12 protein-coding genes are annotated in these 12,522 nt (G+C 69.6%); 2 read left to right on the top strand and 10 right to left on the bottom strand.

Annotated features, from left to right (window positions below):
* Positions 1-59 precede the first annotated feature (59 nt).
* Entirely contained in the window at positions 60-488 is a 429-nt protein-coding gene (locus tag BLS25_RS06310) for a MarR family winged helix-turn-helix transcriptional regulator (RefSeq protein ID WP_074694852.1), read from the bottom strand.
* Positions 489-524: 36 nt separating this feature from the next.
* Here BLS25_RS06310 and BLS25_RS06305 point away from each other — a divergent pair, with 36 nt between their 5' ends.
* Positions 525-761 (top strand): hypothetical protein, encoded by a 237-nt coding sequence (locus BLS25_RS06305; protein WP_074694851.1) that lies wholly within the window; start codon positions 525-527, stop codon positions 759-761.
* A 19-nt stretch (positions 762-780) separates the two neighbouring features.
* Here BLS25_RS06305 and BLS25_RS06300 read toward each other — a convergent pair whose 3' ends face one another.
* The 3 genes from BLS25_RS06300 to coaE form a co-directional block, all read right to left on the bottom strand.
* Positions 781-1,206 carry a VOC family protein gene (locus BLS25_RS06300; protein ID WP_074694850.1) on the bottom strand — a complete coding sequence of 142 codons (426 nt, stop codon included), beginning with the start codon at positions 1,204-1,206 and terminating at the stop codon, positions 781-783.
* Between the two features lie 31 nt (positions 1,207-1,237).
* On the bottom strand, positions 1,238-3,307 hold the full coding sequence (gene uvrB / locus BLS25_RS06295; protein ID WP_074694849.1) for an excinuclease ABC subunit UvrB: 2,070 nt from the start codon (positions 3,305-3,307) through the stop codon (positions 1,238-1,240).
* An 82-nt stretch (positions 3,308-3,389) separates the two neighbouring features.
* The gene (gene coaE, locus BLS25_RS06290) at positions 3,390-3,992 is read right to left on the bottom strand and encodes a dephospho-CoA kinase (protein ID WP_074694848.1); all 603 of its coding nucleotides are present in this window, start codon (positions 3,990-3,992) and stop codon (positions 3,390-3,392) included.
* A 112-nt stretch (positions 3,993-4,104) separates the two neighbouring features.
* Between coaE and BLS25_RS06285 the strand changes: the two genes are divergently transcribed.
* On the top strand, positions 4,105-4,479 hold the full coding sequence (locus tag BLS25_RS06285; RefSeq protein WP_081349717.1) for a response regulator transcription factor: 375 nt from the start codon (positions 4,105-4,107) through the stop codon (positions 4,477-4,479).
* Positions 4,480-4,487: 8 nt separating this feature from the next.
* Here BLS25_RS06285 and BLS25_RS06280 read toward each other — a convergent pair whose 3' ends face one another.
* The 6 genes from BLS25_RS06280 to BLS25_RS06255 all read right to left on the bottom strand — a co-directional run bounded on the left by BLS25_RS06280 (position 4,488) and on the right by BLS25_RS06255 (position 12,364).
* Positions 4,488-5,645: a diguanylate cyclase domain-containing protein gene (locus tag BLS25_RS06280; protein WP_074694846.1), complete on the bottom strand. Its 1,158-nt coding sequence runs from the start codon at positions 5,643-5,645 to the stop codon at positions 4,488-4,490.
* Positions 5,642-7,261, bottom strand: coding sequence for a sensor histidine kinase (locus BLS25_RS06275; protein ID WP_176786327.1), 1,620 nt, complete (start codon positions 7,259-7,261; stop codon positions 5,642-5,644). The genes BLS25_RS06280 and BLS25_RS06275 overlap by 4 nt, the downstream gene beginning before the upstream one ends.
* 90 nt (positions 7,262-7,351) lie before the next feature.
* Positions 7,352-8,029 carry a hypothetical protein gene (locus BLS25_RS06270; protein WP_074694844.1) on the bottom strand — a complete coding sequence of 226 codons (678 nt, stop codon included), beginning with the start codon at positions 8,027-8,029 and terminating at the stop codon, positions 7,352-7,354.
* A gap of 117 nt (positions 8,030-8,146) precedes the next feature.
* Complete coding sequence (locus BLS25_RS06265) at positions 8,147-8,698, bottom strand: GIY-YIG nuclease family protein (RefSeq protein ID WP_056232249.1); 552 nt, start codon at positions 8,696-8,698, stop codon at positions 8,147-8,149.
* A 34-nt stretch (positions 8,699-8,732) separates the two neighbouring features.
* Positions 8,733-11,006 (bottom strand): maltose alpha-D-glucosyltransferase, encoded by a 2,274-nt coding sequence (gene treS / locus BLS25_RS06260; RefSeq protein WP_074695145.1) that lies wholly within the window; start codon positions 11,004-11,006, stop codon positions 8,733-8,735.
* A 143-nt stretch (positions 11,007-11,149) separates the two neighbouring features.
* Positions 11,150-12,364, bottom strand: coding sequence for an MFS transporter (locus BLS25_RS06255; protein ID WP_143017847.1), 1,215 nt, complete (start codon positions 12,362-12,364; stop codon positions 11,150-11,152).
* Between the last annotated feature and the right edge of the window lie 158 nt (positions 12,365-12,522).

The following is a 12,522-nucleotide window of genomic DNA, read 5'->3' as shown; positions in this document are numbered from 1 at the left end:
AGAGTGCGGGCCCCGCGGCGTCGCGCCCGGACGCCTCGGACGGTCGCCCGGGCCGGGCGTCAGTCGCGCGTCGGTCCCGCGAAGGGAGCCAGACCATCGCGCAGCGCCACGAGCGCATCGTGGTCGACCCCGACCCGCTCCATGATCTTGCCCGGAACTTCGAGCGCGGCCGCGCGCAGAGCGCGGCCCTCGTCCGTCAGCCCGATGTCGAGCACGCGCTCATCGTCGGCGCGTCGTGACCGCGCCACCCTCCCCTGAGCCTCGAGGCGCTTGACGAGCGGCGACAGCGTGGCGGGCTCCATCGCGAGTTCGACGGCCAGAGCGCCGAGGGAGCGCGGCTCCTCCTCCCAGAGCGCGAGCATCACCAGGTACTGCGGGTGCGTCAGTCCGAGCGGCTCGAGCACGGGGCGGTAGATCGAGACCACGTTCCGGGCGGCCGTGACCAACGCGAAGCACACCTGGTTCTCGAGCTTCAGGAGGTCGTCCACGTGCGCTCCTCTCCATTCGTTAGTACACTAACTATCATGACACGAAGGGATGCCGACCGCCCGCCTCTGCGCGAGCGCGTCCGCGACGCCGGCGGCTGGTACCAGTACCTCAACACGCGCCTCATCCGGGTCGCCGGACCCGCGTCGGTCGGCCCGTACGAGAACACCCCCGAGCCCGTCCGCACGGAGCGCCCCTGTCCGCTGTGCGGTCACGCGATGTCCGAGCACGCCGTCGATCGGTCGGGGCCGAAGCCCCTCCTGCACTGCCCCTGATCTCCGACGCGGACCCGACTCACTCGTCGAGCACGGGCCTCCCCCGGTCATCGAGTGGCCAGCCCGGGTTGACCGCGACCTCCCAGGGGTGGCCGTCGGGGTCGACGAAGACGCCGGAGTACCCGCCCCACGGGGTGTCCACGCCCGCGCGCGCGAGCCGGGCTCCCGCCGCCTCCGCCTCCGCGAGGATCGCATCGACGTCAGCCGGGTGATCCACGTTGTGGGCGAGGGTCACCCCGCCCCAGCCCCCGGCATCCGAGACCCCGGAGTCCTCGGCGAGCTTCGCCCTGTCCCACAACGCGACGACCATACCTCCGACGTCGAAGAACGCCACCTCTCCGGCGACCGACGACGGATGCGCTCGCCACCCGAGCGCCGTGTAGAAGGCCATCGCCCGTTCCAGATCGCTGACGCCGAGGGTGACGAGCGTGACGCGTTGTTCCATGACGACCTCCGTGCGCCGGACCCGATCAGGGTCAGGCGTGACCGGCGCGCTCCATGGCGCGCAGCTCTTTCTTCATGTCCTGCACCTCGTCGCGCAGGCGTCCGGCGAGCTCGAACTTGAGCTCGGCCGCGGCCGCGAGCATCTGCTGCGTGAGATCCGCGATCGTGGACTCGAGCTGATCGGCGCCCTCGGCCGCGATACCGGTGCGGCGCAGGGACGGCGTGGGCGATTTGCCCTTGCCGGACTTGTCGTTGCGTGCCAGGAGGTTCTTCGTGTCGGACGCCTCGCGGTTGAGCACCTCGGTGATGTCGGCGATCTTCTTGCGCAACGGCTGCGGGTCGATCCCGTGCTCGAGGTTGTAGGCGATCTGCTTCTCGCGACGACGCTCGGTCTCTTCAATGGCCTTGCTCATCGAGTCGGTCATCTTGTCGGCGTACATGTGCACCTCGCCCGAGACGTTTCGCGCCGCACGGCCGATGGTCTGGATGAGCGAGGTGCCGCTGCGCAGGAACCCCTCCTTGTCGGCATCGAGGATCGACACCAACGAGACCTCCGGAAGGTCGAGACCCTCCCGCAGGAGGTTGATGCCCACCAGCACGTCGTAGACGCCGGCGCGCAGTTCGGTGAGCAGCTCGACACGGCGCAGCGTGTCGACGTCGGAGTGCAGATACCGCACGCGGACCCCGTGCTCGCCGAGGAAATCCGTGAGCTCCTCCGCCATCTTCTTCGTGAGGGTGGTGACGAGCACGCGCTCGTCGCGCTCGACGCGGACGCGGATCTCTTCGAGCAGGTCGTCGATCTGTCCCTTCGAGGGCTTGACGATGATCTCCGGATCCACGAGACCGGTCGGACGGATGATCTGCTCGACCACGCCGTCGGCGATCCCCATCTCGTAGCGGCCCGGCGTCGCCGACAGGTAGACCGTCTGGCCGACGCGCTCCTTGAACTCGTCCCAGCGCAGCGGGCGGTTGTCCATCGCGCTCGGGAGGCGGAATCCATGCTCGACCAGCGTGCGCTTGCGCGAGGCGTCGCCCTCGTACATCGCCCCGATCTGCGGGACGGTCACGTGGGACTCGTCGATGACGAGAAGGAAGTCGTCGGGGAAGAAGTCGAGCAGGGTGTGCGGCGGGTCGCCGGGCATCCGGCCGTCCATGTGCCGCGAGTAGTTCTCGATGCCCGAGCAGAACCCGAGCTGCTGCAGCATCTCGAGGTCGAAGGTGGTGCGCATGCGCAGACGCTGCGCCTCGAGGAGCTTGCCCTGCGACTCGAATTCCTTCAGACGCTCCTCGAGTTCGTGCTCGATCGTTCCGATCGCACGCTGGACCGTCTCGGTCCCGGCGACGTAGTGCGATGCGGGGAAGATCGGCACGGAGTCCATCTTCTCGATCACATCGCCCGTCAGGGGGTGGAGGAGATACAGGGCCTCGATCTCGTCGCCGAACATCTCGATGCGGATGGCGTACTCCTCGTACACCGGGATGATCTCGATCGTGTCACCGCGCACGCGGAAGTTTCCGCGCGAGAAGTCGACATCGTTGCGGTTGTACTGCATCGAGATGAACTTGCGGATGAGGGCGTCGCGGTCGTACCGCTCCCCCACCTGCAGGGCCACCATCGCGCGGAGGTACTCTTCCGGCGCGCCGAGGCCGTAAATGCACGAGACCGTCGACACCACCACGACGTCGCGGCGCGAGAGCAGCGAGTTCGTCGTCGAGTGCCGAAGGCGCTCCACCTCTGCGTTGATCGAGCTGTCCTTCTCGATGAAGGTGTCCGTCTGCGGAACGTAGGCCTCGGGCTGGTAGTAGTCGTAATACGAGACGAAGTACTCGACGGCGTTGTTGGGCATCAGCTCGCGGAACTCGTTGGCCAGCTGGGCGGCCAGCGTCTTGTTGTGCGCGAGCACCAGCGTCGGGCGCTGCACCTGCTCCACCAGCCACGCCGTGGTCGCCGACTTGCCGGTACCCGTGGCACCCAGCAGCACGACGTCGGTTTCACCGGCGTTGATGCGCCCCGCGAGATCGGCGATCGCCTGTGGCTGATCACCGGAGGGCGTGTATTCGCTGATGACCTCGAAGGGGCGGACGGAGCGCGTGGCCTGCATACTTCCAGCGTAGGCGGGGCCTCCGACATCGGGGTCGGGTTGCGTTCGCCGTGGGCGAGCGCCCGGGTCCGCATCGGCCCGATCAGGCGGGACGGACCACCCGAGCCCAGAGCTCGTCGACCTGTCGACGCGTGGCATCCATGTCGGCCGCGGTGTCGATCACGACGTCCGCCAGAGCGAGTCGCTCCTCCTCGCTCGCCTGCGAACCCACGCGCGCGCGGGCGTCGGCCTCGCTCAGCCCCCGGTGCTCGACGAGGCGCCGCACGCGGAGCTCCGCGGGGCAGTGTGCCACGACCACCAGGTCCCACGAGTCGCCGCCGCGGGCCTCCGCGAGCAGGGGGACGTCGTACACGACCACCGCACCCGTGTCCGCGGCGAAGGCCTCCTCGAAACGCCGCTGCGACTCCTCGCGCACGGCCGGGTGCACGAGCGCGTTGAGGCGCGCGAGTCGATCGGGATGACCGAACACAAGGGTTCCGAGCGCGGCCCGATCGAGAGACCCGTCGGGTCGCACGACGCCCGCGCCGAACTCGTCGGCGATCGCGCCGAGCACCACGGACCCCGGGGCCTGCACCTCCCGCACGATCGCATCCGCGTCGACCACGACGGCTCCGCGGTCGGCGAGAAGGCCGGCGATGGTGGATTTGCCCGAGGCGATCCCACCCGTCAACGCGAGAAGAGGCACCCATCGAGGATGCCATAACCGCACGTCCTCTCACCGGGGAGGCGGATCGTCCACCTGTCGTCTACCATTTGCCCAGGCCGCACGCCCGTTCCGGCCCGACGAAAGCTCCGCCATGACCTCCCCACACACCACTGTGGTGATCGAGGACGACCTCGACATCCGCCTCCTCGTGACGGCGGTCCTCGAGAGCGCCGGATACGTCGTCCACGCGGCCGCGACCGGCCTCGACGGCATCGAACTCGTCCGTCGGCACGCCCCCGTTGTGACGACGTTGGACGTGAGCATGCCGGGGATCGACGGGTTCGAGACGGCGCGCCGCATCCGCGCGTTCAGCGACACCCGCATCCTCATGGTGAGTGCGCGGGCTGATGAGAACGAACAGCGGGCGGGCCGCGAGGCCGGCGCCGACGACTACCTCACCAAGCCGTTCCGTCCGCGCGAGCTCCGCCAGCGGGTCACCGACCTCGCCCAGTCCGTCCGGGACTGACCCCCGACTCAGGCCAGCCCGAAGGCCTGTTCGCCGGTCGCAGCCGCGTGCGCCGCGGCCTCGTCCGCTCGCGTCGTGAGGGCGACGGAGTGATAGCCGTGATCGGCGGTCAAAGCCATTCCGACGCCCACGGTGGGCACGACCGCGGCGCCCAGGCGCGCGAGGTCGGCGACCACGCGCTGATGAAGGACGCGAGCGGCGCGACGCACGTCCGTCGTCGGCGTCGTGGTGAACGCCACGGCGAGGCCGGCGGCATCCGTCTCCCCCACGAGAGCCATCGTGGGCGAGTGCCGACGCACGGACGCGCGCACCTCGAGGGCCAGCCGCTCGGCGTCATCGGGGCCGAAAGCGACCGCGACGCGCTTGAGATCGTCGATCCGGATGCCGATCACGCACACGCCCTCGCCCGCCTCCTCGGCCCGCGAGCAGATGATGGCGAGAGTGGCCTCGAACGATTCGCGGAAGAGCACGCCGTTCGCGTCCACCGACAGCCGTCGGGTCTCGGACGTCCCGCGCAGCGCCGACTCGTTCGCCCGGAGGACGGAGGTCACCACCACCGCCGCGATGACGAGCGAGATCGTGAGGATCGCCGACACCCGCGTGTCGAACGCGTCGCGGAACAGCGCGCTGTCGGGGCCGAGCGAGAGGAACACGATCGCGCGGGCGACGAACCACACCGTCTCGACCGCCAGGACGACGGTCAGTCCCGACGAGCTCCAGCGACGGGCGATCGCCCCTCGTCGTGTCTCGATCGCCCCCGTCGCGGCGAACACCGCGTTGCCGAGGAAGAACGGCACGGCCCCCGCCCACGATCCTCCCTCGGGCCCCGCGGCCAGAGCGGCGACGACGACCACGAGGACGGTCGCCGTGAGGATGAGCGCGGCGCGGCGAACCGATCCGCCGTTGAAGGCGACGCACCCCAGCCAGATGAAGCCGGTCGCGGCGACGAACGCGCCGTTGCCCACCGCGACCGCGACGTACACGTCGGGAAGCAGCAGCCAGGCCAGGTAGCACGTGGCCGAGAACGTCCCCGACAGGTAGGCGCTGGCCCACAGTCGCCCGGGGAGACCGTCTTTGAGCATGAGGGTGTCGAGCAGGTACATCACCGTCGACATGACGATCACGAGGGTCGCCGCGGCCTGCAGGGTGAGGACGTCGAGGTTCACGGGGTCTCCCTCGGATCGCGTGGCAGCCGCACGGTGAAGGTCGCCCCTTCGCCCGCTGCCGTGTGCACGGTGATCTCGCCGCCATGGGCGCGGACGAGGTCTCGGCTGATGGCGAGGCCCAGCCCGCTGCCGTGGGTCGAGGATTTGCGCACGGCGTCGCCCCGGAAGAACCTTTCGAACAGGCGCGCCTGTTCGCTCGCGCTGATGCCCGGCCCGTCGTCCGAGATGACGACCGTGATCGAGCGCGGTTCGTTTCCGACCGAGACGGCCACCGACCCCCCGCGCGGGTTGTACTTCACGGCGTTCGAGAGCAGATTGTCGATGACCTGGCGCACCCGGCGTCCGTCGACCAGCGCGTGCGCCGTCGGCAGGTCGCCGGCCTCGATCAGGATGCCGTGATCATGCGCCTTCAACGCGATCGACTCGATCGCGGAGCGGACGATGGCCGAGACGTCGGTCGGGCGCAGATCCAGGTCGACGCCGAAGCCTTCCCTCGACGTGGACGACACCGCGAGGATGTCGGCGACCAGCTCGAGCAGCCGCGAGGCGTTGCGCTCGGCCACCTCGAGCCTCTCCCGGGTCGCGGGATCGAGCTCGTCGTCGTCGAGCGCGAGGTCGAGGTAGCCGATGATCGAAGTGAGCGGGGTGCGCAGCTCGTGCGAGACGCTGGCGACCAGGTCTTCGCGGGCTCGACGGGCTTGCTCCTCCACCGTCACGTCGCGCGAGACGACCACCGCCCCGGCGTCGCCGGCGTCACTGCGGGGCAGACGGCGCGCGGTGACGTTGAGGGCGCGGCGGTCCTCCCCCGGGAGGCCGTACCAGACGATCTCGCCCTCGAACACCTCTCCCGAACGCGCGCGAGCGAGCGGAGCGGATTCGGGGGCGATCGCGGTGGACCCGTCGGCGGCGAACACCGCGACCTCCCGGCCGAAGGCGTCCGTGCTGTTCAACAGGAGCCCGTGGGCGGTGTTGGTGACGGAGAACTCCCCGGTCGGGGTGATGCGCGTGACGCCGAAGTCGACGGCATCCAGCACCTCGGTGACGAGGTCCTCCTGACGCCGGGCACGATCGAGGGCTCGACGCAGCTCGGCGGACTGCTTCTCGAGCAGGACCCGCTGGGCGCGGGATCGTCGAGCGGTGAACGCGGCCATCGACGACAGCGCCGTCACGGTGAAGGGCAGCACGAGGGTCGACGCGGTGAATCTCTGCAGGTCATCGGTCGAGAGCTGGTGGACCATCACGGCGGTCACCGTCAACGACACGGCGACGACGCCGCGCAGACCGAAGACCGTCCCGATCCAGATCGCGGGGAACGTCCACAACAGACCGACTCCGGCCAGCGGCGAGCTCTCGCGCATGACGGCGATCGCCACGACGTCGACGATCGGCAACAGCCCGACCACCCACCGGGGCATGCGCTGCCAGGGCAGGAGCACGGCGGCGATCGCACCCGCGAAGACGAGCGAGGTCCCTCCGAAGAACAGCGAGGCGTGGCCCACCTGCCCCACCGAGATCGACACCACGACACTCAGGAGGGTCGCTGCGGCGAGAAGCGTCTGGCTCGCCACGATGCTGCGGCGCAGACCGAAGCGCTCGCTCGAGGTCGGAGGCGCCATGGCCTCGACCATAGCGTTTCCCGAGTGCGCGACAGGGGCGGTGTGCTCTGGCACGCCGGTCAGGGGGTCGTGACGGCTCGCGCGAAGGGGTCAGAATCCGAAATCGCCGCCGAAATCTCCCCCGAGGTCCCCGCCGAAATCGGCCGCGCCCGCGTCCGTCTCCGACGCGTCCGCGACGCCGGCGGCATCCGCGTCGGCCTGGGCGTCGGCTGCCGCGCCGTCGGCGTATCCCGCGTCGTATCCGGGGTCGAACAGCGCCCCGACGAGAGCGGAACCGACGACGTATCCCCCGATGGTCCCGAGCATCGAGGCTCCGAGCATCGACCCGAAACCCGGCCCGTTCGAGAACCCGCGCCCGCCGAAGGTGCGCTCCATGAAACCCGGCTGCGAGTACTCGGCGCGGGTGGCCGCGCGGGCCAGGGATGCCGGATCATCGCTTGCGGGACGCTCGGCGGGTGCCAACCCGGCCGACATCTCGGCGAGCACCTGTTGACGCTGGGCCGGGGTCAATCGACCGAAGGCTTCGGCGTGCACCTGCTCGACCGTCTCGGGAGGCGCCGTCCGGAGCAGGTAGCGGTAGCGTTCGATCGCCTGGCGGTCCTCGTCGGACCCGGATGCGGCGGCCGGCGCCTGCTGCTGCGCGGGCGGAGGGGCGTACCGACCCTCGGCGTCGCGAGAGCCGCTCGCCGAACCGGGGGGCACCGGCGTCTCGGGGGCTCGTCGCGAGGCGTCGTCGCCGGAGCCGAACAGTCTGTCGAACAAACCCATGGGTGCGCCTCTCGGATCGTGTGTCTCGAACCGTAGACCGCTCGCCTCGGAGCGCCCTGAGGCTTGTGGACGGCGGAGCACTCGTGGCAGACGGGGCGGCGGAGCGTGCGACAGCCGTCAGCCCCGGCGCGCGATCGCCGCGCTCGTCCACCGGGCGTACAACGCCCAGGGGTCGTCGACGCCCGCCGCGAGCTCGGCCACGTGCGCGTCGAGCGCGGGACTGCGGTGGAACCACTCGGTCCTGCCGAATCGCTCGTCGCCGAACTGCGCGTGTCGACGCCGCTCGACGAGCCTGTCCCCCGGCTCGAAGGCGAGGAGTTCGTCGTGCCAGATCGCGGCCAGCCGCTGGCGGGGGCTCGCCGTGGTACCGATCTTGATGCGGTCGTCGAACCGGAGGTAGTAGACGACGTCGACGCGCGGCGGCGGCAGTTCGCCGTCGACGGGGTCGCCGTGCCGCCACTCGCACACCGCGCAGAGCCACCCGCTCGGCCACCGCACGCCCAGCCGCGACCCGCACAATCGGCAGGGCGCCGGGAGCACGTCGGTCACGCCGTCGTGTCCGGCGGCCCAGTCCGCGCTCACGCTCAGGTGCCAGGTGCACATGGCCACCGGGGCGGAGGAATCGCCCGCTCGCCGGCAATCGGGCACGAGGCAGTCGGGGTCGGACATGCGCTCACGCTACGCCCGACCCCCGACATCGCCGTCAGTCGTCGGCGGCCGGCGCCTCCAGAACGAGGAACAGACCGGCGTACGGCCCGAGCTCGAGAGAGAAGCTCTGCAGTTCGTCCACTCGGCCGACGGCCTCGCCGGTCGCGGCGCCGATCGCGGTGCTCTGCGGTACCAGCCACTCCGACCGGACCGTTCCCTCGATCGTCTCGCCCGAGAAGTTCAGCACCGTGATCTGCAAGGGCGCCGACTCGTCCCGTCGGTCGCCCCCGTCGAGACGATGGACCATGACGAGCATGCTCGGATGCCCGACCTGCGGGATGTCGACCTGAGAGGCGATGGCGATGCCGTGATCGCCGCGGATCCGCAGGATCTCTTTCAGCCCCGACAGGAAGGATTCGGGGTCTTCCTGCTGCCGGCCCAGCGAGCCGTAGAGCGAGCGCGCGCGCGGCACGCCCGACATCGACGACGCTGCGTCGGGGGCCACGTCGAGCAGGTCGTGCGCTCCCCGCTCGATCCAGCGTGTGTCGCCGGTCGAGATGAGGTGTCGCACGTCGTCCGCCGGAAGCGTGAGCGAGCCCGTGAGGTCCCAGCCCGAGAGGGCGAAGACCCCCGGCTGCCAGGAGTTGTACTTCGCGAGCAGCAGGTGCGCATCGCGGATGGCCGGGATGTCTTGGTCGGTGATCTCGTCGAGCGTCGCCTTGCCCTGCGTCGCGGCGATGAGGGATGCCGATGTGCAGGCGATCCCGTTCTGCGTGAAGACGAGGTTGTAATCGGCGTCGACGGTGAGCTTCTCGGTGAGCTCGGCGCGCACCATCTCGGCGATCTCTCCCCCGGTGTGCTCCTCGTGCCGGAAGGGGTAGACGGTGTCGCGGTGGGTCGTGGCCCAGTGCACGAGCTCGTAAGTCAACTCGTCGTGATTCTGCATGCCGTGCACGAGCTGCACGGGCTCGACGCCGGTCTCGAGCGCCGTGGTGAGCGCGAGCCGCAGGAACTCCGTGTTCGCCGTGGCGAGGGCGTGGTGATACCCGGGCCGCGTGACGAAGTCGTACGACAGGTCGGCGCCGACCGCACTTGTGTCGCGGATGTCCTCCATCGTGAGGTTCAGCTCTTGGAACGTGAACCCGCCGACCTTTCGGACCATCCCGGCGATGATGTGGTTGGCCGCGTGCGACAGCGGGTGCCCCTCCGACCACGCGGGCAGACCCTCTGCGCTCTTCTCCACACCAAGGAAGCCGTTCGCGTCGAGTCGCAGCGCGCTCGTCCCGAGATCGCCGAGGGAGTGCAGGGCGTCTCCGATCACGAGCCGCATCCCCGCGAAGGTGGGGTCGAGCCAGTTGATCGACGGCTGCCCCTCCTTGAAGTAGTGGAGGTACACCCAGCGTCGCTCGAGACCGTCGGTGCCGACGACCGGGGCGGTCGTACTCCAGTTCGTCTCTTTCACCCCCGGGGTGTAGAAGATGACGCGCTGCAGCTCGCCGATGATGTAGCCGCGTGCGCTGAGCTCGCGCTCGGTCTCGGCGTCGAGGTTGACCGAGTCGCGTCCGGCGGGCACCTCGGGAAGCAGGTCCCAGTCCTCACGCGGGATCTCGACCATGTGGTAGATGCCCGGGTAGTCCTTATAGGCCATCTCGGCGAGCCGGAAATCCGCGCCCTTACCGGTGTGACCGGGAACGATGTCGTCGATGACGCTGCCGCCGTGCGACTCCGCCACGTCGGCCACGCGGCGGAAGGCGTTCTCGTCACCGAATTCGGGGTCGATCTGCGTGCTGATGCGATCGAAGTGACCGTCGACGCTGGGGGTCTCCTGCCAGCCGGTGATGCCTCCGGCTCTCTTGACGGGACCGGTGTGGATGCCGTTGATCCCCACCCACTCGAAAGCCTCCCACAGCGCCTCATCGCCGAGTGCCTCGAGGAACGACTCCCCCGGGCGGGTGATGAGCGAGATCGGATAGGCCGTGAACCAGACGTCGGTCGATTCGATGGCTCGGCGCGCGTCCGGGCGCGCGTACGGATTACGCCACATCGAGGGCTGACCGGACAGCTGCCGGCTCAGCACATCGGCGTCTTTGAGCATCGACTGACGGACGAGCCACTCCACATAGGAGGGATTGCCGCCGTTCGCGTTGCGGGGATCGGTGAGGAATCGACGGAGAGTGCCACCGCGGAACTGGTCGCGGGGACGCAGCCGACGGGGTCGCGCCGGATAGCGCTGCTCGTCGTAGCTGATTTCGGTCGTCGTCTCGACCGCCTCTTCGGCATCAATGTCATCCGCGTCGTTCCGACCGGCATCGACCATCTCGTCGTCCATCACAGCGCGCTCATCGGCGTCGTCCACTCCCGACCTCCCTCACGTCATATCCGACGCTAGTCGCTTCCACCGACATCGACCTCGGGCATTGACCTCGACCCGCCGGGTGTCGACAGATCCGTCGTGCGCGTATTCCTCCGGGCTCACCGCGGACGCGACGGGGCCCCGCGCAGGGCCGACCAGGCGATCACCAGCGCGAGCAAGCACATCCCGAGCACCGCGGCGAGGAACACCCCCCACCCGACGGAGGAGAAGACCAGTCCCAGCAGCCATCCGAACAGGCTTGAGCCCGCGTAGTACCCGAGGTAATACAGCGACGACGCCTGCGCGCGGGCCTCGGGATCGGCGGCGACGGGTGTCCAGCCCGAGGCCACCGCGTGCGCTCCGAAAAAGCCGGCGGTGAAAGCGAGCAGCCCCACGATCACCGCGGCGATGAACGGCAGGAACATCACGATCACGCCCGCCGCCATGAGTCCGGTGCTGCCGAGCAGGAGGGGGAGCCTGCCGTACCGCACGGCCAGCGCGCCCGCCCGCGGAGACGAGACCGTCCCGGCCAGGTACGCGAGGAACAACAGCGTCACGATCGCCGGCGGCAGAGCGAACGGCGGGGCCGCCACGTGGAAGCCCAGATAGTTGTAGACCGCGACGAAGGCGCCCATCAGCAGGAACGCTTGCGCGTACAGCGCCATCTGCACCGGAGAGCAGAGGTTGAGCGCCAGACGCCGCCTCACCGACGGTCCCCTCACCGTCCGGGACCGACCGGGAACGAATCCCCTGGCGGCCGGCACAAGCCACAAGAAAACCACCGCCGCGACCACGCAGAGAAGGACGACGGATGCCACCCCCCACCGCCACCCGGCCAGTTCGGCGATCCAGCCCGAGGCCACGCGTCCCGACAGACCACCCACGGTCGTTCCCGCGATGTAGGAGCCAGCCGCGGCCGCCACGAAGCGGGGCGACACCTCCTCGCTCAGGTAGGCGAGAGCGACAGCCGGAACGGCGCCGAGCGCCGCCCCCTCGAGAAGGCGCAGCGCCAACAGCACGCCGAGGTCGTCGGCGAAGGGCGTGACAGCGCCGAGAAGCGTGGCCGCGATCAGGCCGATGGCCATGGCGGGCACGCGACCGATGCGATCGGCTACCAGCGACCAGGGGATGACCGCCACCGCCAGGCCCAGAGTGGATGCCGAGACGGTCAGCGCCGCCCCTGCCGGACCCGACGTCAGATCGTCGGCGATCGCCGGGAGGACGGCCTGCGTCGCGTACAACTGCGCGAAGGTCGCGACGCCACCGAAGAAGAGTCCGATCAGCAGGCGACGGTAGTCGCGACTCCCGGGGAGATGGCCCGAGAACTCGCTCACACCCTCGAGCCTATCGACCAGTGCCCCGGGGTAAGACGAAGCGCCGGTGCCCACACCACCTTCTCTGGGTGGTGTGGGCACCGGCGCTGAAACCCAATCCCCGGGCGGTCGACCGGGGTCGATCACCGGGGGATTGTGCCCGTAAATGCGAAATGGCC

Source organism: Microbacterium testaceum StLB037 (genome assembly GCF_900104345.1).
Classification (GTDB): Bacteria; Actinomycetota; Actinomycetes; order Actinomycetales; family Microbacteriaceae; genus Microbacterium; species Microbacterium testaceum_A.
This window is presented reverse-complemented; position numbering and strand designations above follow the sequence as displayed.